The organism is Bacillus cereus group sp. N6 (assembly GCF_016483705.1).
GTDB lineage: Bacteria > Bacillota > Bacilli > Bacillales > Bacillaceae_G > Bacillus_A > Bacillus_A wiedmannii.
On record NZ_JAEHBI010000015.1, the window covers coordinates 1 to 23,664 of the forward strand.

Consider the following 23,664-nt stretch of genomic DNA (forward strand, 5'->3'; position numbering starts at 1 on the left):
GGTGCGCCTGGCAGCCGTGGCGCTCACGGCGGTCATCGCTCTCAAGGCGGCACCCGCGTTAAAGACGATCGCTGTTCTCAGGGTGGCAACGGCTCTCAAGGTGGCAATAGCTCTCAAGGCGGTAACCGCGTTAAAGACGATAGCGGTTCTCAGGGTGGCAATGGCTCTCAAGGCGGCAACCGCGTTAAAGACGATAGCGGTTCTCAGGGTGGCAACGGCTCTCAAGGTGGCAATGTAAAAGATAATGCGAAAGAACAAGGCGATAAGTTACCTAATACGGCAACACATTATCCTGCATCTATTTTAATGGGACTTTCAACATTCCTAATCGGTATGTTACTATTTATTCGCCGTAAAAACGCAAAATAAAAACACATCCTTCCATCTAAAACATACATGAAACAAATTGCAAAACTAAAAAGGACTTTGGATTGCATTTTATTATGCAGCCCAAAGTCCTTTTTATCATCTATCAAAAAAGCATTAATACGCTTTTCCCCAATACACCATTTGTTTAGCTTCTTTACCACAACAAATACATTCGTCAGCTAAATGCTCTTGCTCAAAAGGCATACAGCGAGAAGATACTCCAACTTCTTCTTTTAGTTTCTCTTCACAAGCTAATTCTCCGCACCACATTGCCTTAATAAATCCTTGCTTTTCATCAGCTACTTTTTTCATCTCTTCGAAATTCGTCACACTATACGTATTCTCATCGCGAAATACTTTTGCCTTATTAAATAAAGAATTATGAATTTCCTCAAGTAGTGCTGGAATACGCTCTTCTAATTGATCTATTGATATAAATTCTTTTTCTTTCGTATCTCTTCTTACAAGTACAACTTGATTCTTTTCAATATCTTTAGGACCAACTTCTAATCGAATTGGAATACCCTTCATTTCATACTCATTAAATTTCCAGCCTGGTGTTTTATTACTAGCATCTATTTTTACTCGTGCAACCTTTTGAATATGTTCTTGTAACTCTGTTGCTTTCGCTAAAACTCCTTCCTTATGCTGCGCAATTGGTACAATAACAACTTGCACTGGTGCAACTTTAGGAGGCATTACAAGACCATTATTATCGCTATGAACCATAATAAGTCCACCTATCATTCTTGTTGATACACCCCAAGATGTTTGGTGTACATATTGCCACTTACCGTTGCGATCTAAAAATTTAATATCAAATGCTTCAGAGAAATTCGTTCCAAAGTTATGGGATGTTCCTGTTTGAAGTGCTTTCCCATCATGCATTAAACTTTCGATCGTATAAGTTGCCTTTGCTCCTGCAAACTTTTCTTTTTCTGTTTTTTGCCCTTTAATTACTGGTATCGCTAAATAATCTTCACAGAAAGAAGCATATAGATTTAAAATATGTAACGTTTCAGCTTGCGATTCTTCTGCTGTTTCATGAATTGTATGGCCCTCTTGCCATAAGAATTCCGTTGTACGAAGGAATGGTCTCGTTGTTTTCTCCCAACGAACTACTGAACACCACTGATTATATAGCTTTGGCAAATCATTATAGGATTGCACAATTTTTGAAAAATGCTCACAGAATAAAGTTTCAGATGTAGGGCGTACACAAAGTCTCTCCGCTAATTTTTCATCCCCGCCATGTGTCACCCATGCTACTTCAGGAGCAAATCCTTCTACATGATCCTTCTCTTTTTGCAATAAGCTCTCTGGGATAAACATTGGCATATATACATTTTCATGACCAGTTGCTTTTAACTTTTCATCCATAACTTTCTGCATATTTTCCCATAAGGCATAACCGTACGGACGTAGAATCATACATCCTTTTACACTTGAATAATCAACAAGTTCTGCTTTTTTTACAATATCTGTGTACCACTGTGCAAAATCCTCTTCCATCTTCGTAATCGCTTGTACTTGTTCTTTTGCCATAGTCAATCTTCCTCCTTTTGAAAATACAAAAAAGCCCGTGTCCCTAAATAGGGACCGAGCTTTGCCGGCGTTACCACCCTGATTCATGCACAAAAATTGTGCATGCTCTCTTTTTGATAACGGGAAATTCCCGCTGCATATGCAGAACGCAAAGGTAGGTTCCATATCGCCTTTTTAAGAATCTTTCAGCCTAGCGGATTCTCTCTCTGCTAAAAAGGTTGAACATGTACTAGTCCTTTTTCATCGTTATAACGAAATAAATTTGTTGATTATCATAATACAAATTCTTTTTTTAAACAATAGCTAATTTTCTCATTTTTATATATTCTTTTCATTTTCTGCAGTTTTATACGTAGCTTTTTCGCGAGATTTTTACCAGTTGATGTGCAATCATACCGATAAGTGTACCAAGTAGAACGAAGAAACCAATAAATCCATATCCCATTCCTTCCCATCCACCAATCACCATCATTGTAACGGGAAAGGATGCTAAGCAAAGAAGTATTAAACTAAGTGCAAATATAATATCGAACTGTTTGTTTGGAAACCGTTTCTTTAGTAAATACGAAATAGTAAATACAAGGATAATCGTAATTCCGCCAATTATGTAAAAGATACTAAATCCATCTAGCCAATCCATAGTATTCCCTCCTTCCATTCATTCCCTTATACTTAATTATATGTTTAATTTTTCTGAAAATAAATAATAAATTTTTACCTAGAAATATATTTTTATTACTAGGTATTAATAGTAATATATAAGAATAGGTTTTATATAATCAGGAGGGAACTTTATGGATAAAGCATTAACAAATCACGTCATTATTTTATCTTTCGATTGCTTATCAGCTTTAGATTTTCCTATATTACAAAAACTCCCTAATTTTCAAACATTAATAAACAAGGGCGCGATGGCGAGAAAAGTGGAACCTATTTATCCTTCTGTAACATATCCAAGTCACTCAACAATCGTTACTGGAAACTACCCTAATAAACATGGCGTAGTTAGCAATACGTTACTTCAACCTGGACGCGAGTCACCAGATTGGCATTGGTACCGAAAATCCATTAAAGGAACAACGTTATACGATGAAGCACATAAAGCAAATTTAACGACAGCTGCCCTTCTATGGCCTGTTACCGGCAGAGCAAATATTGATTACAATTTACCTGAAATTTTTCCAAATAGACCGTGGCAAAATCAAATCTTAGTTTCATTATTTAGCGGTAGCCCACTATATCAATTAGATTTGAATCAGCGTTTTGGTCATATAAGAAATGGCTTATCACAGCCTGAACTCGATGATTTCGTACTTGCATCTGCTGTGCATACAATCCAGACGAAGAAGCCTAATGTCATGTTTATACATTTCACCGATTTAGACACTCAAAGACACTATCACGGCTTTGAATCTAACGAAACAATAGCTGCTATCCATAGACATGATGAACGGCTAGGAAAAATTATTCAAGCTTTAAAAGACAGTGACCTATACGAAGAAAGTACAATTATCGCTCTCGGTGATCATAGCGCTTTAAGTGAAAACAAAGCCATTCAATTAAATGTACTATTTCATCAAAATGGGCTTATATCTATAAATTCAAAAGGAAAATTAGTAGACTGGAAGGTCTATTGCCAAAGTTGCGACGGCTCTGCCTATGTATATGTGAAAGACAAAAATGATACGGATACAATTCGAAAAGTACAACTACTACTTGAAGAGTTACTTCAAAATAAACAAAACGGTATTGAATTTATGCTTCATGATGAAGCTGCAAAAGACTGCGGTGCAGATGGTAATTGTTTATTTATGTTGGAAGCACAAGAAGGATATTATTTCACTGAAAACTATACAGGCGATTTTATAAAAGAAATTACTGAAAAAGATGTTACGCCCAGTAAAAAATATACATTTGGTACGCATGGATACTCTCCAACAAAACCTAACTATGAAACAATTTTTATCGCTGCTGGGAAAGGGATAAAAAGCGGCGTTACCATTCCGTACATGAGACTTATTGATGAAGGTCCAACTATCGCTAGACTACTCGGTTTACACTTAGGTGAAACAGACGGATCAATTGTAGAGGATTTACTTCAATTGTAAAGAACTGTGTATATATGTAAAAGTTATGTAAAAATCATCACTGTTTCTCTTTTTATAATTTTTATTTTTGTACACTGTTAGTAGAACAATTTAAGGGGGAACATTATATGAAAAAAATGTCCAGACAAGAAAAAAGCTGGATATTATACGATTGGGCGAACTCGGTATATTCGCTCGTCATTACAACTGCATTATTCCCAATTTACTTTAAAGCAGCTGCAAAAGAAGCCGGACTATCTGGTGCAACTTCAACGGCATATTGGGGATATGCAAACTCTTTCGCTACACTTTTAATTTCTATACTTGCTCCTATTCTCGGCACAGTTGCTGATTATAAAGGATTTAAAAAACGATTTTTCACATTCTTCTTTGGACTCGGTATCGTATTTACAAGTATGCTAGCAGTCGTCCCAACATCTCAGTGGTACTTATTACTAGGCTGCTATATGCTCGCATTAGTCGGTTTTGCGGGAGCAAACATTTTTTATGATGCATTTTTAGTAGATGTTACCTCTAAAGATAGAATGGACCGAATTTCTACAAGAGGCTTTGCATTAGGTTATATTGGAAGCACAATTCCTTTTATCGGTTGTATCGCTCTTATTATTCTTGCTCAAAAAGGAACTATCCCTTTATCAGTCGGCATTGCTAGTCAAATTTCGTTCGCAATAACAGCTCTTTGGTGGGGATTATTTACAATTCCAATGCTAAAAAATGTAGAGCAAACACATTATATTGAACGTCATCCAAGACCAATTGCAATGAGCTTCAAACGCCTTGCTGATACTTTTAAAAATATTAAAGAATATAAAACTGTATTTATGTTCCTAATCGCTTACTTCTTCTACATTGACGGGGTCGATACAATTATTACTATGTCTACCGCTTACGGAACAGATCTCGGTATTAGTGCAACGAATCTATTAATCATCTTATTTGTCACACAAATTGTAGCTTGTCCATTCGCCTTATTATACGGAAAGTTATCAGAAACATTTACAGGTAAAAAAATGCTATACGTCGGTATTATTATTTATATCATTATCTGCATATATGCTTATTTCTTAAAAACGACACTCGATTTCTGGATTTTAGCAATGTTAGTTGCCACTTCTCAAGGTGGTATTCAAGCACTTAGTCGGTCCTATTTTGCAAAACTAGTACCAAAAGAATCTGCAAATGAATTCTTCGGATTTTATAATATCTTTGGTAAATTCGCGGCAATTATGGGTCCAGTATTAGTCGGTGTTACAACGCAATTAACAGGAAAAACCAACGCTGGTGTCCTTAGTATTATTGTACTGTTCGTTATCGGTGGATTCTTACTAACTAGAGTTCCCGAAAATGATACGTCCGTTACACCACCTAGTCCAAAAACTAAAACGCTATAAGAAAAAGATCCTCTTCTCATGAGAAGAGGATCTTTTCTTTATTTTTAGCGATAACATCTTACAATTAAAAATTCTACAGCCGGCTTTACAACTATCGCAGCGCATAACGCAAACAAAAGCGGTATGTTATGAAAATCAATCCATTTATTAAAACCTACCGATGCGAAAAACAAACCAAAAATTAATACAACAAGTACATAATACGTAACATTTGCACTTATTTTTAATACATGTTTTTCTACATCTTCTTTCTCCTCCGTTGTCCCTTCCACATTATGCGATGCCAAACTTTTAAACATATAATGTAATGCGATGCTACAAATAAATAGTGCATACCAGTTTACTTGAAGTTCAGTTAACCAATAATAAAGTGCAAACACTAACGTACTTATAGCTACTAATGCCGTAACTACAAGGCTTATTTTCTCTTTCCCCAACAACTACTCCCCCTACAACTTGTACAAAAATAGTTTATCAACAGTTGTTCCTAATACTTCAGCTAAACGGAATGCTAACGCTAAGCTTGGATCATATTTATTATTCTCAATTGCATTTATCGTCTGTCTAGAAACTTTACACTTATCAGCCAATGCACCTTGTGAAATATTGTTTTCAGTGCGTAATTCATAGATTTGATTTTTCACACCATTTCTCCTAACCTGTAAACTCGTTTTTACATCATCAGTATATAGTTGGGGCATGTCATTGTCAAAAGATTGCCACAAGAAAAGGGAGCAATCCTGCTCCCTTACAATGATTATTTCGAAGCTAACGAATTTGTTAGTTCCTCTTTATTAGCGACATCTTCTTTATTTATTTGCATGCGTAGAACTGGCCCTATCGCAAATAAAATAAGTGCCATTGCTATACAAAATACAGTAACTAGTGAAGTCATCTCCTTCAATCCTCCAGCTAGTGAAGTTCCGATTAACATTGCCCCCATAAACAGTGGTAAAATTGTTCCATTTACTCTTCCAATCATATTTTCTGGTACAAGTTGAATCATAAGCGTACTGACAACGATATTAACACAAGCTAAACAAATACCTGTTCCAAACCTCATGAAACTAGTAATCCAAAATGATGTAGATAGCCCTTCTACTAAAAATGACATTGCTAATATGCTCATACCGAATACAAACATCTTTTTCGGGTTCACTTTTGAAGCGAAAACTGCAGCAACAATACCACCGATTAACATACCTATCCCATCAGCTGCGGCTAAATATTGAACTGCTTCCTTTTCCATTCCAAGACGCTCTATTACAAGAAACACTTCTAATGGATTCGTTAATCCAACAGCTAAGCCCATAACGGTGAAAGTGATCGTAATCATACGTAAATTTTTCGTATGAAGAACGTATTTCCATCCTTCTTTTATATCATTTTTTAATGAATCTCTCGCCACTTGCTCTTGTTCCACCCATTTTGGTAAAAACGAAAGAGCAATAGCAGATAACAAAAATAAAATGATTAAGCTATATAGTGACGTAAATAAACCAAGTTGTGTATACACAAGTGATCCTACCACTGGTCCAAAAATCATAAATAATGACTGTAATGTTTGGTTAAATGCAATCGCATTTGCTACCTGCTCTTCTTTTACGTAGCGCTTAAATATACGCGAAGATGATGGCTGAGAAAATTGGCCTACGATCGCGGAAATGAGTGTTGCAAAAAATATAGCCTGCCAATAATCCAGCTTTAACAACAAGACAATTCCTACAATAGACAGTACACTTAACACATCTCCAGCAACCATCGTTCTTTTCGGATTCCAGCGATCAGCTAGCGCCCCACCGATAAACGAGAAAATAAAAATAGGTGCATATTCCATAACCGATAACAACGAAACTGAAACTGGATCATTATTCGTTCGCTCCATTATGAAATACAAAAGAGCCATATTTCTGATCCAAATTGCAAATTGTTGTAAAATATCAGATGCCATAACGAGCATAAATGCTCGGTTTTTAAATAAAGCGTTCATTTTCATTCCCCTTTCATAAACCGACCGTTCGGTCTAATTTGTTTTGTAAGAAAAGCAACTGACTTATTATTCAGCTGCCATTCCTTTTAACAATACATCTATTGCCTTTTTATAAATACGTTGCAGCTCTTTATAATCTAACTCGTAGTAAAGTACTCCAAGCCCTGATAATAATCCATTCACAATATACATAAGGTCGCGCGTACTATCTTCACGAAACTCTCCAGACTGTATACCTGCTTCAATTAGTTTCTCAAACATAACATATGATTCTCTAGTTAAAGCCAATAGTTCATCCAAAATCTCTTTACTTACAACTTGGCTCATAGAGAATTCCTCTATTGCATTTGAAATGGGTTGCTGTATGTCCTCGACATGATATTCCGCGAGACCATATAGTTTTTCAGTATTCGTACTATACAACTTCTCTTTTTCATTCCATTTTTCAAGCCAATCATACGTATGCTGTTTCACTACAAATAAAAATAATTCTTCTTTACTTTTAAAGTGATAATAAATGCTTCCTTTACTTCGCTTTGTAATTTCACAAATCTCTTCCATAGATGTAGCTGCATAACCCTTCTGTGAAAACAGACTTTCTGCTTTATATGCAATTTCTTTCTTTATCTCTTCTGCACTTCTTCTCATATTTACACCTCTTTAAACCGACCGTTCAGTCTAATAATAACAAATTAAAAACCTCTATTACAAGAGGCTATATTCCTTATTTAAGAAAACGTACTTTCAAACCACGTTCGAATCATATGTATTATTCCAATTTTAAATCCTAATTTAACAAGAAATACGCCTCCCGCAGCTAATAAAAATAACACTACTTTCCCCTTATTTTTCACTTTCGGTTCCCTTTTCATTTCTATTCCCCTTAGTACGTTAAAAATATTAATCAAACGTTTGTTTAACTGTTTTTATGCATATGTAAGCCAACTAATCAAACGTTTGTTTAAAAAGAAATACGCCTATATAAGGCGCATTTTCATCAATCACCGCCACCTCCGCCGCCATCGCAGCTGCCTCCGCTATCTCCACCGAAAGATCCTCCACAATCATGTGAACCTCCATGCGAGCTATCATTATCAGATCCAGCAAAGAAAAATAATGGTGACGAACTGTTAGATGAATTATGAATGTTATTTTGTTTCGTAAGATTTACCTTCTTTTTGTTTGATCGAACTGCCGTTACGATCGTTCCAACTACAACAAATAATAGTATGACAATAATAAATTCCATATAAAAGCCTCCCTTAATCTTCGAATAATTGAATGGTTCTCTCTAAATTTTCAAGTGAAATGAAGCGCGATTCACGAAGGATCTCTTTTCCATTATAAAATAATAAAACTGTTGGCCCTGTAAACACTGCATAACGCCCCGCAATCTCTTGCATGTCTTGTAGTAATATTTCCACTTTCTCTACGTAATCATAATTCTCTAATAGACCATTTACTTTTCTTAGCATAACATCACAAACACCACAATTTTCCGTTTTAATAAAGAGCAGTACTAATTGTTGTTCTTCAATATGTGTCGCTAATTCTTCTATCGTTTCAAATTTATTCATCTTATCCCTCTTAGCGTAATTTACGAAATACTTTATCCTGATACATACGAAAAGCTGAACTCTCTTTAATCTTTCTCTTTTCCATTACCTGCTGAAAACGTAGCATTTTTGCCGTTAACTCTTCTTGTAATTTTTTTCTCTCTGCTTCATCATAACAGCACGCAATTAAGTCTTCTATTTTTAATATATCTTTTTGTAGTTCCATTTCTGGTGGAATCATACCCGCATTTTTTAAGATTTTATAACTCATTCTAAGTTCTGGAGGTACCATTGAAAGGTCTTCTAATTGTAGTGGTTTTCCTTTTCCCGGAATATGATCAAGGTCTCCATTCCGTATTGCTTGTCGAATTTTTTCTTCAGCAATGTTCAAAAAGACATCCACACCATTCGCTCCTTTACATATTTTTACTATTATTTTACATGATATTTTCTCATCTTGCTACGCTATTACAAATTGACTTCATACAATTTTTTCTCAAATTTAATTACAAGAAGCCTTTTCCTCCCTAATCAATATTTTATTTCCATGTGTAGTCTGTGTTAGAGCCATTTCATATTGAGAAAATCTTTTTGAATCAAATAAAGCGTTTACACTAAATCTTACATTTGCTACGATTTAATCACCCCCAGCTCCCTTGTATAGACTTCGTGATGTCTTATCATTTTTATCCCGCTTTAATGGGCAGTAAGACCCCCACCTCAAAATTTAGCGAAAGCAAAGAAGTTAGGTGGGGGATCAACTGCCCATAAAAGTCCGATTGGTGAGGGCTGATAATCAGTGGGGGATGAAGCCCCCCACTGATTAAAGTTTCACTTTATCTAGACGTTTCATACGTCTAGATTCACTTTGGTTTATTGGCGCATGCCTTTAAATATATCTTTTATTTTGAAAGGAGAAATGACTATGAGCTCCAAAAAATTCACACTGCTATTACTATCCCTACTACTCTTCTTACCTCTTTTTCTTACAAACTTTATTACTCCAAATGTTGCATTAGCAGATTCACCAAAGCAAGGTCAAAAAATTGTTGGGTATTTTCCTTCATGGGGCATTTACGGACGTAATTATCAAGTTGCAGACATTGATGCATCAAAGCTAACTCATTTAAACTATGCTTTCGCTGATATTTGCTGGAATGGAAAACATGGAAACCCTTCTACTCACCCCGATAATCCAAATAAACAAACGTGGAACTGTAAAGAGTCTGGTGTACCACTGCAAAATAAAGAGGTTCCTAATGGCACTCTCGTACTCGGTGAACCATGGGCTGATGTCACAAAATCTTATCCGGGATCAGGTACAACTTGGGAAGATTGTGATAAATACGCCCGTTGTGGAAATTTCGGAGAACTGAAACGATTAAAAGCTAAGTATCCTCACTTAAAAACAATTATTTCAGTTGGTGGCTGGACTTGGTCTAACCGCTTTTCTGATATGGCAGCTGATGAAAAAACAAGAAAAGTATTCGCTGAATCTACAGTAGCTTTTCTTCGTGAATATGGATTTGACGGCGTTGATTTAGATTGGGAATATCCGGGTGTTGAAACGATTCCTGGTGGTAGTTATCGTCCTGAAGATAAGCAAAACTTCACCCTACTCCTTCAAGATGTTCGAAATGCATTAACGAAAGCTACTGCAGAAGATGGGAAACAATATTTACTAACAATCGCATCAGGTGCAAGCCAACGTTATGCGGATCATACAGAGCTAAAGAAGATCTCTCAAATACTTGATTGGATTAATATTATGACATATGATTTCCACGGTGGATGGGAAGCTACTTCTAACCATAATGCAGCACTATACAAAGATCCAAATGACCCAGCAGCGGATACAAAATTTTATGTAGATGGTGCGATAGACATTTATACAAATGAAGGGGTTCCAGCGGATAAACTCGTATTAGGTGTACCTTTTTACGGACGTGGATGGAAAAGTTGCGGAAAAGAAAATAATGGGCAATACCAACCTTGTAAACCAGGTAGTGACGGAAAGCTCGCTTCTAAAGGTACTTGGGATGATTATTCTACCGGTGACACAGGTGTGTACGATTATGGTGATTTAGCAGCTAATTATGTTAATAAAAATGGTTTTGTTCGCCACTGGAACGATGTAGCGAAAGTACCTTATTTATATAATGCGACTACAGGCACGTTTATTAGCTATGATGACAACGAATCTATGAAATATAAAACAGACTATATAAAGACAAAGGGTCTAAGTGGCGCAATGTTTTGGGAACTAAGCGGGGATTGCCGTACAAGTCCAAAATATAGTTGCAGTGGACCAAAATTGCTTGATACGTTAGTAAAAGAATTACTTGGTGGACCTATTACTCAAAAAGATACTGAGCCCCCAACAAACGTAAAAAATATTGCTGTTACAAATAAAAATTCAAACTCCGTTCAATTAAACTGGACTGCATCTACTGATAACGTAGGAGTTACGGAATATGAAATTACTGCCGGAGAAGAGAAATGGAGTACAACAACAAATAGCATTACAATCAAAAACTTAAAATCTAATACCGAATACACATTTTCAATAATTGCAAAAGATGCTGCCGGGAATAAATCACAGCCTACTTCTATCATTGTAAAAACAGATGATACTGATACAACACCCCCTGGTGGAAATGGTAATGCTACCTTTTCAGTCACTTCAAATTGGGGAAGTGGTTACAATTTCTCGATTGTAATTAAAAATAGTGGAACGACCCCTATTAAAAACTGGAAATTAGAATTTGATTATAACGGCAATTTAACACAAGTTTGGGATTCTAAAATTAGTAGTAAAATAAATAATCATTACGTAATTACGAATGCAGGATGGAATGGTGAAATTCCTCCTGGTGGATCCGTTACAATCGGAGGGGCAGGAACAGGCACTCCCGCCGAACTTGTAAATGCATCCATTAGCGAAAACTAAGCGTAACCTCCATTAATTATTTCACTAAAGTTTGAATTTAGGTTTGAGTGCTCTATCCTAAATTCAAACTTTTAATGTTATGAAAAATCACCAATTATAATTACAATAACCTATTATAATTATATTCGGTTTCTAATATGAAGTTCGTGTGAAGTTCATCTGAATTTTACATGAATTTCCTTTAAGTTCTATTGTCTTCCCATACTAATCACATTATCCTTTACATATAGGAATTATTTTCATTCCATTTCAAACTATCTATATATATAAAGAAAGATAGTCGCCTATTAGGGAAAGGCATCTAAATATAAACATAACATAAGAAAAAGCACGCTTATAAGCGCACCATAAGAGTGCTTCTTCATACAATTCTCATGTAAGAGTTCTCGAAAATCATGTTAATCACAAAGAAAAGGCATTAGCTTATACAAGCTAATGCCTTTTCTTTATTCATATCGTTCAGCATCCCATTCTTCTATATTCCATACTTTTGTTATCCATGCTTCATAGAAAGAAGGCTCATGTGAGACAAGTAAAACTGTTCCTTTATATTGTTGTAACGCTTCCTGCAAAGACTTCTTTGTTTCTATATCCAAATGATTAGTCGGTTCATCTAAAATTAAAACATTGCTTTTCGTTACGATAAGTTCACATAAACGTACTTTCGTTTGTTCCCCGCCGCTTAATAAACGAATAGGTTTTAATACATGTTCTTCTTTCAATCCACACTTTGCTAATGCTTGGCGTACTTCTTTCTTTGTCATATCTGGTCGTTCTGCCCAAACTTTTTCTAATGGTGTTGTTTCTGAAGCAAACTCTTCCTGCGCAAAATAAGCAGGATTTACTCGTTCTCCAATAGAAATTGAACCGCTTAGCGGCTTTATTTGACCTAATAACGTTTTTAACATTGTCGTTTTTCCAATCCCATTATGACCAACAATCGCTATCTTTTCTCCTTTTTTTACTTGCAAATTCAATTCTGGACATAACGGAGAACTATATCCTATCCTTAGTTTTTCAGCCTGTAATATGCGACTAACTGGCTCCTCATAAACATTGAAATCAAAACGGGATCGAGGTACATGATTAACCTTTTCAATCCTTTGCATTTTCTCCAATACTTTCTCTCGACTTTTGGCCTGTTTCGCTTTTCGAATTTTATTTTTTTGAATAAATGTTTCTAACTGAGCAATTTCTTTTTGCTGTTTCGCATGCGCCGATTGTAATTGTTTCCTTTGCAATTGATAACTTTGCACAAATTTTTCATAATTTCCTACGTACCGCTTCACTTTCCGTTCTTCTAGATGATAAATAACATTCGTAATACTGTTCAAAAATACTTCGTCATGTGAAATGATCACATAAGCTTTTTCATACAGTCTCAAATACGATTGCAACCATTCTATATGGGCTGTATCTAAATAATTTGTTGGCTCATCTAGCAATAAAACATCAGCTTTTTCTAAAAGGAGCTTCCCAAGTAATAACTTTGTTCGCTGTCCTCCACTTAACTTTGAAACATCCTTTTTCAACCCTATTTCAAATAAACCTAAACCGATTGCTACTTCTTCAATTTCTGTATGAATTTGATAGAAATTAGAGCTTTCCAATATAGTTTGTAATTCTCCATACTTTACTAACAGTTTTTCTACTTCTCCTGCTCCATTCATTTCTTCAGCAATTTTTAACATTTCGCATTCAATCCTATACAAATTAGAAAATGCACTTTGTAAGTATCCTTCAATTGTTATCCCCTCTTGTAAATCCATATGCTGCTGTAAAAAACCTATCTTCACATGTGGAAACCATTCAATGTTTCCGTCATCATGTATAAGTTCTCCTGTTAAAATCCTTAACAATGTTGATTTTCCAATTCCATTTTTCCCAACTAACCCAACATGCTCGCCCTTTAATAGTCGAAAACACGCATTATATAAAATGGTTTTCTCACCATATGAATGACTTAAATTTTCTACTGTTAATATACTCATTTTTTTCTCTCCTCTACTTATGGTTCATAAGCTAAATAGAGAGCAACAGTAAAAAGCCTTATTTAATTGTGCATATAAAAAATGGGTAAGGTGAATACACCTTACCCATTACATATTATCGTAAAAAAGGATTAAGGTTCTTTACCTGCTGTCTTCAATTTAGCTTAATCGTTAAAAATGGGCAGACTTCTCCCGTATCAAGCTAAAACCATTTGAAGAACAGTTGATAAAGTCATTTTATCCTTTCACTCCTTTAACATTTGTTATATTAAGAGTATAAACTACTCTGTTATATTCTATTCTCTATTTTTTCTTTTGTTCCTTCTCATTCTTTTCATGTTCTATAAAAAAAAGCTCTTACCAGCAATTATATTTAAATCTGGTAAGAGCTTTTTCTATTTTTTCATATAAGGAGCTAATACTCTCAGAATTTCTTCCTTATCCTTCTTTAACTCAAGTGATGTTAACATATCCATCGTTCTTGGTCTAGGTAATTTCACTTGTACCTCTCCAACTATTGATGCTGGTCTTTGAGATAAAATAAATACGCGATCCGAAAGTAAGATTGCCTCATCTAAGTCATGTGTAACCATAACGATTGTTTGCTTCTCTTGGTGCCAAGAGTTTAAAAGCCAGCTATGTACTTCCATTTTTGTAAAGGCATCTAATTTTCCAAAAGGCTCATCAAGTAGCATAATTGGCTTTTCACATAAATATGTGCGCAAAAAACTAATTCTTTGACGCATACCACCAGACAATTCATCTGGATAATGGTCTGCATATTCATCTAGTTCAAATTGCTTTAATGCTTCCATTCCCTCTGTCAGCCTTTGTTTTTTCGGTTTCCCTTCGATTTCCAATGGAAGAACTATATTTTGCAAAGCTGATCGCCAAGGTAGTAATAAATCCTGCTGCGGCATATAACTTACAACATTTTGCTCTTGTACGTGCGTATCCTTATACGTTACATTTCCACTTGTTGGTTTCTCAACATTTGCAATCATATTTAATAATGTGCTTTTCCCGCAACCACTCGGTCCTACAAAGGAAACGAACTCTCCCTCTCGTATAGAAGCACTAATATTTGCTAATACATTCTTTCCATCAAAAGCTTTTACAATCTCTTTTATTTGTAATCCACTCATTTTTCACTTGGAAGGAACTCATTTGTAAAGGCATCTTTCACATCAATTTTCTTCTTAATAACTTTGTTATCATATAAGAAATTCATGTAATTCGTCCAAACTTCTTCCTTCTGTACTCCCCACGTTTTTGCATCATCTTGATATTTCGTACTTAACCATTTTTGACTTTCTTGTACTAATTCTTTATTCACATCTGGAACTGCTTTAATTAAAATATCAGCAGCTTCTTTCGGTTCTTTAATTGCAAAATTATAACCTTCTGTCGTTGCACTCATAAACTTTTTCACAAAGTCTTTATCTTGCTTCGTATGTTTTTCACTCGTAATAATAACAGGACTATAGAAATCAAGCGCTGGGTCTAAGTCTTTCACCATAATCGTATTTAACTCTTTTCCTTGGCGCTTCGCTTCAATTCCATCCCATCCGTAATATATCCATTCAAAGTCTGCATCACGACCGATTGATTTAAAGAAATCTGTTTGTCCTAAGATGATTTTTTCAACTTTATTAAAATCAGCTTGATGCTTCTCCATGATTGTCTTCAACGTCGCTTCTTCTGCTGGTCCTCCCCAGCCGCCGTAACGTTTACCTTCAAAATCTTTTGGTGACGTCATATTATCTTTTTTAAGTGATGCAAAAGCTGAAGTATTATGTTGGATGATTGCTCCTACAGATACAACAGGAATACCTTCCACACGAGCCAACGTTACATTTTCTTGTGCGCTTATTGCGAAGTCAGCTTTTCCGGAAGCTATCATTTGCTCCGCTGTCACATTATCACCTGGCTGAATAATCTCTACATCTAATCCTTGCTTTTTATAATAATCTTTCGTTTGCGCTACATATAGGCCAGTATGATTCGTATTCGGAAACCAATCTAATACTACTTTTACTTTTTGATCTTTACTTGCACTTTCTTCTTTCTTCGCCGGATTACATCCAGCTACACCTACTGCTAATAAGGCAGCCAGCATAACTTTTAAACCTTTTTTCATTTTCTGCCGTCCTTTCTATATATCCATGGTGCTGTTATTCTTGCCATAAACTCCACGATAAAATACAGACATAATGTCACCATAACAATAATTGCCGCCACACCAAATACTCGGGCTGTTAGAAAGGATTTTGTAGCTCTTGTAAGCATAACTCCTAACCCTTCGCTTGCACCGAGCCATTCCCCAATAATTGCTCCCATTACGCTATATGTAACTGCAATTTTTAAACCTGAGAAAAAGTATGGCAGCACTGCTGGAAACTTTACTTTCTGGTAAACTTGCCATTTCGTTGCCTTCATCGTTTGCAACAACTTCAACATATTTTTATCTACCGTTTGAAAACCTTCTAAAATGCTGAGCGCAATCGGGAAGAAACAAACGAGTATTACTACCATTACTTTCGGTAGCATTCCATATCCAAACCAAATAATAAATAACGGTGCAAGTACAACGATTGGAATCGTTTGCGAAATAACAAGCAACGGATTTATTAAAATACGAAATAAAGGGATAACATCCATAATAATTGCAATACTTGTCCCAATTAAAATCGCAAAAAACAGTCCGATTAGAACCTCTTGTAACGTTTGCATCGTATTCGGTAATAGTAAATCTTTCATTCCAATTAATTCTTTAACAATGGCAGAAGGCTTCGGTAAAATCCACGGTTCAATTTTAAATAATGAAACAGATCCTTCCCATATCGCTATGAGAAGGATAAGCCAAATTGTTGTAATTATTTTAGATTGCTTCTGGTTTTGCATATTCATCACGGTACTTCCAAACCTTTTCATCTATCGTTACACCAGTGCTTGGACGATAATGGATTTTAATAGAAGTAATCACTTCTTCTGCTCCAGCATCCACACAAGCTTGTTGCGCACGTTTAATGATATCAAGAAGTACATCTAATTCTCCTTCCAGCGTTGTTTCCATTGCCCCTACTTCATAACGAACTCCCGATTGTTGTACAACTTCAATTGCTTTATCAACAACAGAATACACATCTTTGTTCTTCGCTTGTGGTACTACTGAAAATGAAATTGTAACTTGTTGTGACATAGTAAAATCCCCCTTATAAAATGAAATATTAAAACAAGAAAAGGCTTTCCTACTGCGTAGGAAAGCCTTGTATGCAAGTTATTATAGAATAACATATGCTACATCACTTTAAGTAACTCCCTACGCTGGCATTATCCAGATCAGGTTGAGGGTCGATGTTTGTTTACATCCTCTCAGCCAATTGGCTCCCCGGTCCTTAATTCGTTTTCATTGTAGCATGATTTATTTTATTGAACAAACAAAAGCACGTATAATCATTTCATTTAACTTTTGAATTCCCCTATTAACTCTTGTAACTCCTGTGAAAGCCAGCTTAAAGAACTAGCTAATTCAGCAATATCTTGTACAGACATTTCCTGTTCTTTCATACTTTCTTCAATATTATTACTACTATTTGCATACTTATTTGCAATAATTGATAGTTCATTTACAACACGAACAATATTTTGGCTATTTTGCAATATATCACTTGAATTGCTAGAAACAACTCTAACTTGATTTGTAACAGATTGTGCTGATTTTGAAATTTTTTCAAAGAAAGCACCACTACTTTGAAAAAGTTTAATTCCGGATTCTACTTCTTTTGAAGCTTTTTGTATTGAAACAACAGCTTCTTCCGTTTCAACTTGTGTTTCCCCTATTAATTTCGCTATATCTTTTGCTGATGCTTCCGTCTGCTCTGCTAATTTACGCACTTCATCAGCAACAACGGCAAATCCCTTTCCGGTTGCCTCAGCACGTGAAGCTTTAATAGAAGCATTTAAAGCTAGCGAATTCGTTTGATTTGAAATACCTGTAATTACATTTACAATATCACTAATTTCTTTTGATCTTGTTTCCAAAGAATGAATGATAGAAGATAAATCTTGTACTGCATTTTGTATTATGTTCATTTGATTAATCGTCTGTTCAATAACACCATTTCCTTTTACTGAATGATGCGTCGTACCTTCAGACTCTTTCGCCATTTGTTTTGCAATATTAGTTATCTCTTCCATCCTATCTTCCATTTCATATACAATACCTAAATACTTTGGTACTGAAGTTTCTTGTGATTGAACGCCAGCCCTTAACTCAACTATAGAACTTACGATTCCTTGGACTGCCATGCTATTCTCTTTCGTACTCACTGACAATTCTTGCGAAGATGAGGAAACCTGTTCTGCTGTCTGCTTCACTTTATCTATAATTCCTTTAAACTTCTCAATGGTATTATTAAAATAAGCATTAATAATACCAATATCATCTGGTCTTTCCTCTAATTTAATACTTAAATCACCTTCACCGACTCTGCGCAATCCTTCACGTAAATCCCGCAATGGAGCAAGTGCGTTACGCACAATTAAGAATTGAATAAAAGTTGCAATTAAAACAGAAATACAAATAAACATTAAACCTTGTATAATGAACTTTTCTTTTGTACTAGGAACAATAGAAGCATCTACATCAGCTGCAACAAGTGCCACAATATTACCTTCTCCATCCTTAATTGGCTCTAATATCGTTACCCATGTTCCTAATGCGTCTTCATATACTTCTGTCATGTTTGCTTTTTTTGTGCTCATTACTTTATCATATGCTTTCATCCAAAGGTCTGGTTGTTTATAATATTCTCCCGGCCTTACTTCAACAACATTTGCTAAACCTGTAGATAAATCAATGATTTGTAGCTCACCTTTTTCATTTTTTTTCGCTCCAACAATATAGGTTTGTCCAACACTGTTCAATTCTTCCGTTGATTCATCTAATTTCTCTGTTAACTTCTCTCTCTTTTCTCTTTCTGCCGTTGGGTCTTTTGCAACATCTCTCAATATTTCTGCGTCTAATTTATGTAATACCGTATCTCCTGTTTCAAAAGAATGCCTTTCAAATATAGACATCATGCTATTTTGAAACATGTTAAAACTTAACGCTCCCATAGTACCGACAAGCGTCAAAATAACTAACACAGTTAACAATACATTTTTTTGAATAAATGATAGCTTATGCCAATATCTTCTCATTAACATCACCTTTCTTAATTAACTTACTATAAAGTAACGCTATTAAAATATACACTTTATTAATAAATGATAACGGCTCTCATTTGTTTATAAACAAAAAAAAGACCAATGAAAAGAGCATTGGTCAAGACCAACCCTATCCGTCCGGTAACTGGCTAGCATAGCCTTTCGACCTTAGCTCCTGTAGTTTTGCGTCCTAATGTTTCCATCAGTTTGCCTTTCTCGCTGAACGAGTTGAACGATATGGGAGTTCTATGAGAATTAAATTATTCTCTATCAAAGATTACAACATAAGAATTAAAATGTCTACCTATTTAGAGATGCAAATGTAAAGTTTCAAGGTATTATTTTTTCGAAATAATTTAACAAAGTTCGTGAATGTTACATTTCTTGTGTTATATAATAAAAAATGTATATAACACAAGGATTATTTTGGGTATTTGTTTTAATTTTCGTTCAAATTAAATTATTCAAATATATCTTAACTAATGAATTCCGGAGGTAGTTTATCATGTTTTGGCTACAATTTCTTACGTTACTACTCTGCATTTTTATTGGTGCACGCCTAGGCGGAGTTGGTCTAGGAGTAATGGGTGGCGTTGGTATGGCAATACTTGTTTTTGTCTTCCACTTACAACCTACAGCTCCTCCTATTGATGTAATGCTTATGATTTTAGCAGTAATTACAGCTGCCGGTGCACTGCAAGCTGCTGGAGGAATGGACTACCTTGTTCATCTAGCTGAGAAAGCATTGCGAAAAAATCCAAAGCGCATTACATTCTTTGCTCCAATTGTTACTTATTTATTTACACTGTGCGCAGGAACTGGTCACGTTGCTTATTCTGTACTTCCTGTTATCGCAGAAGTCTCTCGCGAATCTGGGATTAGACCGGAACGACCAATGTCAATTGCCGTAATCGCTTCCCAACAAGCAATTACAGCTAGCCCTATATCAGCTGCAACAGTTGCACTTTTAGCAATGCTAGCTGACTATAAAATCACCTTATTAGATATTTTAAAAGTAAGTATTCCTTCTACCTTCATCGCTTGTATGGTAGCTGCATTTGTTGCTAGCAAAATGGGGAAAGAATTAAATGAAGACCCTGAATACTTGAAACGTTTAAAAGAAGGAATGATTCCTAAAATTGAAGAGAAGAAAGAATTTGTTGGTTTAAAAGGCGCTAAACTATCCGTTATCCTTTTCTTAGTAGGAACTTTCCTTGTCGTACTTCTCGGTTCATTTGAAGCACTTCGTCCAGGATGGATGGTTGACGGGAAGTTAATTCGTCTTTCCATGCCAAACACAATTGAAATGGTTATGTTAACTATCGCAGCTCTTATTATTATTTTCTGCAAACCAAATGTAGAAAGCATCGTGTCTGGTAACGTCTTTAAAGCGGGGGCAACAGCTGTTGTTGCTATTTTCGGTATCGCTTGGATGGGAGATACTTTCTTTAACGGAAACTTAAATATGATTCAAGGATCAATTCAGCACCTAGTAACAAGTGCACCATGGCTATTTGCCATCGCATTATTCATTCTATCTATTTTACTATATAGCCAAGCAGCAACAGTACGTGCTTTAATGCCTCTTGGATTATCACTCGGTATTCCACCAGCACTACTAATCGCAATGTTCCCTGCAGTAAATGGATATTTCTTCATTCCAAACTATGGAACAATCGTTGCTGCCATTAACTTCGATCGCACTGGTACAACAGGTATTGGTAAATATGTTTTAAATCATAGCTTTATGATTCCAGGCCTAATCGCAACATTCACCTCTATCGGAATTGGAATGCTCCTAATATCAATTATGTTTTAAAGAAAAAGCACAAACCGACAATTTTAAAGGGTTTGTGCTTTTTAATCAAACGTTTGTTTAAATATTTTTAACGGTCCATTATGTTTTTTACTATTTTTGTGAAGTTCCGTTTTCCTACAAACCCCTATTTACTTCCTCAACTAGCTTCTTCGTACTTTCATACGCAGATTCCGCTAAACTAATCGCGGAAATAATAGAAACGCCGTCCGCACCTGCTTCTATAACTGACGCTGTATTTTCAATTGTAATGCCACCAATCCCGACGATCGGTATTGTAATTCCTTGCTCTCTAAAATAAGCTAAACCTTTCGTTCCTTGAACTGCTTTCGTATCTTTTTTTGTACTCGTTGGGAAAATAGGGCCAACACCTAAATAATCAGCTCCGTTTTCAATTGCCCAGCGTGCTTCTTCAATTGTATGTGTTGATACACCAACAATTTTATCACCCATTTTTTCACGAACAGAAGTAATTCCTTCATCATCTTGGCCAACATGCACGCCATCTGCATCTAACTCCATAGCTAGTTCCACATCATCATTTACGATGAATGGTACACCGTACTCTTTACAGACTGCTTGTAGTTCTTTCGCGAAACAAATACGTTTCTCTCCCGTTAAAGCCCCTTCCCCCTTTTCACGAAATTGAAAAATTGTTATACCGCCTTCAAGTGCATCTCTCAATACTTGTAGTGGCTCCTTCGCACAATTGTTACTTCCCATAATAAAATATACTGATAATAATCTAGACATTTCAGCCTTTGTAATACAGGGCATCTAGTTCACCTCCTTACTATATAAGCTCAATCTTCCCATACTTCTCAATACCACCCGAAGTGGTATTCGCTAACTGATTTAAAAATTCAATTTGGAAACTACCAGGTCCCTTTTCCACTGTCTTAGCAGCTGCCAGTTCCGCAGCTACACCATAAAACGTTAATGCCGCTACTGCTGCCTTTACATAATCCTTTTCTACTGCTACAAATGCTCCTATTACAGAAGTTAGTAAACAACCAGTTCCCGTAACTTTCGTTAAAATAGGGTGACCATTTCGAATAAGGATCGTTCGTTCTCCATCTGTAACAACATCTTCTTTTCCAGTAATCACCGCTACTGTATTTAATTCATCCGCTGCCTGCCTTGCAATACTTACGACATTGCCATTTCCAACACCGGCGTCTACCCCTTTAATTTCCCATCTCTCATTAATAACGTTCGCTATTTCAGCTGCATTTCCGCGGATAATCGCTAAATCAATTTCAGCCGGAATATGTCTCGCAACTTCTGTTCGATACGATGTTGCTCCTGCACCAACTGGATCAAATAGTACTGGTACATTATTCACATTTGCTGATTTACCAGCAAGTAACATCGCTTCTACCTCTTCAGGACGAAGTGTACCCATATTTAAAACAAGGGCTCCCGCAATGCTAGCCATTTCTGCTACTTCTTCTTTTGCATACGCCATTACAGGTGATGCTCCTAATGCTAACAAACCGTTTGCTGTAAAATTTGTTACAACAACATTTGTAATATTATGCACGAGTGGATTAGACTCTCTCACCAAATCCACTACTTTACTAATTTCTTTCATATTCATCCTTTTCATCTCCTAACTATAGTGATGGGAGATACACAAAAAGGCACTTTGCGCGTACGCAAAGTGCCTGAACATGTGCTTTTACACTCTCCCTACGCTGGCATTATCCAACAGGTTCAAATGGTCAATGACGGATTAGTCATACTCTCAGTTTGCATCCACAAACTCCCATGTGTTTATTATTCATCTACTTCAAAGTCTACTCTTATTCTAGTAAAATAACAAGTTCTTTACTTTTCTATTTCATATAGAAGCAACTGATAAAACAATACGCATAATAAAGTGAAACTTTAATCAGTGGGGGCTTTGTTCATCCCCCACTGATTATTAGTTGAACCAATCGGGCTTTTATGGGCAGTTGATCCCCTACCTAACTTCTTGGCTTCCGCTGAATTTTGAGGCAGGGGTCTTACTGCCCGTTAATGCGGGATAAATAAGTATCTATTTCTCATAGTCTCATCATGGCGCATATTATGTTCTGTCGCCATCATTCACCCTCAAACAGATGTTATCCCACTAAAAAACGTTCAAATCTGGAGCGAAACTGAATCTCAAGAAGATGTATGCTATAGTTAACGTATGGAAATTTGAAAGGATGTTTTAAATATGGTAAAAAGCGTTGTAATCGCTGAAAAGCCTTCCGTTGCACGTGATATTGCGCGTGGACTTAAGTGCGATAAAAAAGGAAATGGCTACCTTGAAGGTAGTAAATATATTGTAACTTGGGCTTTAGGTCATCTCGTTACATTAGCTGATCCAGAAAGCTATGATGTGAAATATAAACAGTGGAATTTAGAAGATTTACCGATGCTACCTGAGCGCTTGAAATTAACGGTTATTAAACAAACAGGGAAACAATTTCATGCTGTGAAGAGTCAGCTACTTAGAAAAGATGTAAATGAAATTATTGTAGCGACAGATATCGACTTATCTCTATAAAATATATTTGCACATAAATTCTAAAACACCCTTCATCCTTCATTTAACAATGATATCTAATATATTTATAATTGCACATAAAAAGAAAATTGTACGTTAAGACTAGCTTTCTTATTATGTGTATTTTTCCTAAAGAAAAGGCACCCTTTCGAGTGCCTGCCACCATGAGCTATGTTATTTGAAAGAATATAGGCTCAA

At 35.8% G+C, this 23,664-nt stretch carries 23 protein-coding genes, 1 pseudogene, 3 riboswitches and 1 other annotated feature; of the genes and pseudogenes, 6 read left to right on the plus strand and 18 right to left on the minus strand.

Features of this window, described 5'->3' with window-relative positions; genetic code table 11:
* Window positions 1-369 (plus strand): LPXTG cell wall anchor domain-containing protein (locus tag JDS99_RS13070; protein ID WP_242475734.1); only part of this gene is annotated, 369 nt, incomplete at its 5' end.
* A 114-nt stretch (window positions 370-483) separates the two neighbouring features.
* Here the strand turns inward: JDS99_RS13070 and proS are convergent.
* A complete protein-coding gene (gene proS, locus JDS99_RS13075; RefSeq protein ID WP_088061622.1) occupies window positions 484-1,914 on the minus strand; it encodes a proline--tRNA ligase in 1,431 nt (476 codons plus the stop codon).
* Between the two features lie 46 nt (window positions 1,915-1,960).
* Window positions 1,961-2,167: a binding site (T-box leader), on the minus strand.
* 93 nt (window positions 2,168-2,260) lie between these two features.
* Entirely contained in the window at window positions 2,261-2,554 is a 294-nt protein-coding gene (locus JDS99_RS13080; protein WP_060486918.1) for a YesK-like family protein, read from the minus strand.
* A 154-nt stretch (window positions 2,555-2,708) separates the two neighbouring features.
* Between JDS99_RS13080 and JDS99_RS13085 the strand changes: the two genes are divergently transcribed.
* Window positions 2,709-4,022 (plus strand): alkaline phosphatase family protein, encoded by a 1,314-nt coding sequence (locus JDS99_RS13085; RefSeq protein WP_087982310.1) that lies wholly within the window; start codon window positions 2,709-2,711, stop codon window positions 4,020-4,022.
* Window positions 4,023-4,129: 107 nt separating this feature from the next.
* On the plus strand, window positions 4,130-5,413 hold the full coding sequence (locus JDS99_RS13090; protein WP_000738835.1) for an MFS transporter: 1,284 nt from the start codon (window positions 4,130-4,132) through the stop codon (window positions 5,411-5,413).
* Between the two features lie 44 nt (window positions 5,414-5,457).
* On the opposite strand, the gene JDS99_RS13095 is transcribed toward JDS99_RS13090, so the two are convergent.
* From JDS99_RS13095 to JDS99_RS13130, 8 genes are all read right to left on the minus strand, one after another.
* Window positions 5,458-5,850, minus strand: a complete 393-nt coding sequence (locus JDS99_RS13095; protein WP_097907917.1) for a hypothetical protein — start codon at window positions 5,848-5,850, stop codon at window positions 5,458-5,460.
* Window positions 5,851-5,862: 12 nt separating this feature from the next.
* Window positions 5,863-6,114, minus strand: a complete 252-nt coding sequence (locus tag JDS99_RS13100; protein ID WP_074651450.1) for a helix-turn-helix transcriptional regulator — start codon at window positions 6,112-6,114, stop codon at window positions 5,863-5,865.
* 56 nt (window positions 6,115-6,170) lie between these two features.
* Complete coding sequence (locus tag JDS99_RS13105) at window positions 6,171-7,403, minus strand: MFS transporter (RefSeq protein WP_199695199.1); 1,233 nt, start codon at window positions 7,401-7,403, stop codon at window positions 6,171-6,173.
* A gap of 66 nt (window positions 7,404-7,469) precedes the next feature.
* Window positions 7,470-8,051: a TetR/AcrR family transcriptional regulator gene (locus JDS99_RS13110; protein WP_048541915.1), complete on the minus strand. Its 582-nt coding sequence runs from the start codon at window positions 8,049-8,051 to the stop codon at window positions 7,470-7,472.
* A gap of 80 nt (window positions 8,052-8,131) precedes the next feature.
* Window positions 8,132-8,275 (minus strand): hypothetical protein, encoded by a 144-nt coding sequence (locus JDS99_RS13115; RefSeq protein ID WP_000817984.1) that lies wholly within the window; start codon window positions 8,273-8,275, stop codon window positions 8,132-8,134.
* 125 nt (window positions 8,276-8,400) lie between these two features.
* Window positions 8,401-8,652 carry a hypothetical protein gene (locus JDS99_RS13120; RefSeq protein ID WP_060486913.1) on the minus strand — a complete coding sequence of 84 codons (252 nt, stop codon included), beginning with the start codon at window positions 8,650-8,652 and terminating at the stop codon, window positions 8,401-8,403.
* A gap of 13 nt (window positions 8,653-8,665) precedes the next feature.
* Window positions 8,666-8,980 carry a thioredoxin family protein gene (locus JDS99_RS13125; RefSeq protein WP_088061614.1) on the minus strand — a complete coding sequence of 105 codons (315 nt, stop codon included), beginning with the start codon at window positions 8,978-8,980 and terminating at the stop codon, window positions 8,666-8,668.
* Window positions 8,981-8,990: 10 nt separating this feature from the next.
* Window positions 8,991-9,362, minus strand: a complete 372-nt coding sequence (locus tag JDS99_RS13130; protein WP_060486911.1) for a DnaJ family domain-containing protein — start codon at window positions 9,360-9,362, stop codon at window positions 8,991-8,993.
* Between the two features lie 522 nt (window positions 9,363-9,884).
* Between JDS99_RS13130 and JDS99_RS13135 the strand changes: the two genes are divergently transcribed.
* The gene (locus tag JDS99_RS13135) at window positions 9,885-11,909 is read left to right on the plus strand and encodes a glycosyl hydrolase family 18 protein (RefSeq protein ID WP_137036620.1); all 2,025 of its coding nucleotides are present in this window, start codon (window positions 9,885-9,887) and stop codon (window positions 11,907-11,909) included.
* Between the two features lie 446 nt (window positions 11,910-12,355).
* On the opposite strand, the gene JDS99_RS13140 is transcribed toward JDS99_RS13135, so the two are convergent.
* From JDS99_RS13140 to JDS99_RS13165, 6 genes are all read right to left on the minus strand, one after another.
* The gene (locus JDS99_RS13140) at window positions 12,356-13,900 is read right to left on the minus strand and encodes an ABC-F family ATP-binding cassette domain-containing protein (protein ID WP_060486909.1); all 1,545 of its coding nucleotides are present in this window, start codon (window positions 13,898-13,900) and stop codon (window positions 12,356-12,358) included.
* A gap of 395 nt (window positions 13,901-14,295) precedes the next feature.
* On the minus strand, window positions 14,296-15,045 hold the full coding sequence (locus JDS99_RS13145; protein ID WP_098133561.1) for an ABC transporter ATP-binding protein: 750 nt from the start codon (window positions 15,043-15,045) through the stop codon (window positions 14,296-14,298).
* A complete protein-coding gene (locus tag JDS99_RS13150; RefSeq protein ID WP_088061610.1) occupies window positions 15,042-16,040 on the minus strand; it encodes an ABC transporter substrate-binding protein in 999 nt (332 codons plus the stop codon). The genes JDS99_RS13145 and JDS99_RS13150 overlap by 4 nt, the downstream gene beginning before the upstream one ends.
* Entirely contained in the window at window positions 16,037-16,810 is a 774-nt protein-coding gene (locus JDS99_RS13155) for an ABC transporter permease (RefSeq protein WP_142310767.1), read from the minus strand. The genes JDS99_RS13150 and JDS99_RS13155 overlap by 4 nt, the downstream gene beginning before the upstream one ends.
* On the minus strand, window positions 16,782-17,102 hold the full coding sequence (locus JDS99_RS13160; protein ID WP_000082897.1) for an MTH1187 family thiamine-binding protein: 321 nt from the start codon (window positions 17,100-17,102) through the stop codon (window positions 16,782-16,784). Before JDS99_RS13160 ends, JDS99_RS13155 begins: the two co-directional genes overlap by 29 nt.
* A gap of 100 nt (window positions 17,103-17,202) precedes the next feature.
* Window positions 17,203-17,304, minus strand: a riboswitch (TPP riboswitch).
* A 61-nt stretch (window positions 17,305-17,365) separates the two neighbouring features.
* On the minus strand, window positions 17,366-19,105 hold the full coding sequence (locus tag JDS99_RS13165) for a methyl-accepting chemotaxis protein (RefSeq protein WP_199695200.1): 1,740 nt from the start codon (window positions 19,103-19,105) through the stop codon (window positions 17,366-17,368).
* Window positions 19,106-19,248: 143 nt separating this feature from the next.
* Window positions 19,249-19,333, minus strand: a riboswitch (cyclic di-GMP riboswitch).
* Between the two features lie 283 nt (window positions 19,334-19,616).
* On the opposite strand from JDS99_RS13165, the gene JDS99_RS13170 reads away from it, so the two are divergent.
* Window positions 19,617-20,930 (plus strand): anaerobic C4-dicarboxylate transporter family protein, encoded by a 1,314-nt coding sequence (locus JDS99_RS13170; RefSeq protein ID WP_000498712.1) that lies wholly within the window; start codon window positions 19,617-19,619, stop codon window positions 20,928-20,930.
* A gap of 114 nt (window positions 20,931-21,044) precedes the next feature.
* Here JDS99_RS13170 and thiE read toward each other — a convergent pair whose 3' ends face one another.
* Together thiE and thiM are read right to left on the minus strand one after the other, a co-directional pair.
* Window positions 21,045-21,704, minus strand: coding sequence for a thiamine phosphate synthase (gene thiE, locus JDS99_RS13175; protein ID WP_137013141.1), 660 nt, complete (start codon window positions 21,702-21,704; stop codon window positions 21,045-21,047).
* A 16-nt stretch (window positions 21,705-21,720) separates the two neighbouring features.
* Window positions 21,721-22,536: a hydroxyethylthiazole kinase gene (gene thiM, locus JDS99_RS13180; protein ID WP_345943230.1), complete on the minus strand. Its 816-nt coding sequence runs from the start codon at window positions 22,534-22,536 to the stop codon at window positions 21,721-21,723.
* Window positions 22,537-22,599: 63 nt separating this feature from the next.
* Window positions 22,600-22,709: riboswitch (TPP riboswitch) on the minus strand.
* Between the two features lie 424 nt (window positions 22,710-23,133).
* On the opposite strand from thiM, the pseudogene JDS99_RS13185 reads away from it, so the two are divergent.
* A pseudogene (locus tag JDS99_RS13185) lies at window positions 23,134-23,448 on the plus strand (toprim domain-containing protein); the annotation flags it as partial.
* Between the last annotated feature and the right edge of the window lie 216 nt (window positions 23,449-23,664).

Coding starts and splice junctions, on each gene's coding strand:
- JDS99_RS13170 (WP_000498712.1), top strand. CDS start 19,617: ATGTTTTGGCTACAATTTCTTACGTTACTACTCTGCATTTTTATTGGT.
- proS (WP_088061622.1), bottom strand. CDS start 1,914: ATGGCAAAAGAACAAGTACAAGCGATTACGAAGATGGAAGAGGATTTT.
- JDS99_RS13125 (WP_088061614.1), bottom strand. CDS start 8,980: ATGAATAAATTTGAAACGATAGAAGAATTAGCGACACATATTGAAGAA.
- JDS99_RS13105 (WP_199695199.1), bottom strand. CDS start 7,403: ATGAACGCTTTATTTAAAAACCGAGCATTTATGCTCGTTATGGCATCT.
- JDS99_RS13145 (WP_098133561.1), bottom strand. CDS start 15,045: ATGAGTGGATTACAAATAAAAGAGATTGTAAAAGCTTTTGATGGAAAG.
- thiM (WP_345943230.1), bottom strand. CDS start 22,536: ATGAAAAGGATGAATATGAAAGAAATTAGTAAAGTAGTGGATTTGGTG.
- JDS99_RS13115 (WP_000817984.1), bottom strand. CDS start 8,275: ATGAAAAGGGAACCGAAAGTGAAAAATAAGGGGAAAGTAGTGTTATTT.
- JDS99_RS13085 (WP_087982310.1), top strand. CDS start 2,709: ATGGATAAAGCATTAACAAATCACGTCATTATTTTATCTTTCGATTGC.
- JDS99_RS13150 (WP_088061610.1), bottom strand. CDS start 16,040: ATGAAAAAAGGTTTAAAAGTTATGCTGGCTGCCTTATTAGCAGTAGGT.
- JDS99_RS13100 (WP_074651450.1), bottom strand. CDS start 6,114: ATGCCCCAACTATATACTGATGATGTAAAAACGAGTTTACAGGTTAGG.
- JDS99_RS13160 (WP_000082897.1), bottom strand. CDS start 17,102: ATGTCACAACAAGTTACAATTTCATTTTCAGTAGTACCACAAGCGAAG.
- JDS99_RS13080 (WP_060486918.1), bottom strand. CDS start 2,554: ATGGATTGGCTAGATGGATTTAGTATCTTTTACATAATTGGCGGAATT.
- JDS99_RS13155 (WP_142310767.1), bottom strand. CDS start 16,810: ATGAATATGCAAAACCAGAAGCAATCTAAAATAATTACAACAATTTGG.
- JDS99_RS13140 (WP_060486909.1), bottom strand. CDS start 13,900: ATGAGTATATTAACAGTAGAAAATTTAAGTCATTCATATGGTGAGAAA.
- JDS99_RS13110 (WP_048541915.1), bottom strand. CDS start 8,051: ATGAGAAGAAGTGCAGAAGAGATAAAGAAAGAAATTGCATATAAAGCA.
- JDS99_RS13090 (WP_000738835.1), top strand. CDS start 4,130: ATGAAAAAAATGTCCAGACAAGAAAAAAGCTGGATATTATACGATTGG.
- JDS99_RS13120 (WP_060486913.1), bottom strand. CDS start 8,652: ATGGAATTTATTATTGTCATACTATTATTTGTTGTAGTTGGAACGATC.
- thiE (WP_137013141.1), bottom strand. CDS start 21,704: ATGCCCTGTATTACAAAGGCTGAAATGTCTAGATTATTATCAGTATAT.
- JDS99_RS13135 (WP_137036620.1), top strand. CDS start 9,885: ATGAGCTCCAAAAAATTCACACTGCTATTACTATCCCTACTACTCTTC.
- JDS99_RS13165 (WP_199695200.1), bottom strand. CDS start 19,105: ATGAGAAGATATTGGCATAAGCTATCATTTATTCAAAAAAATGTATTG.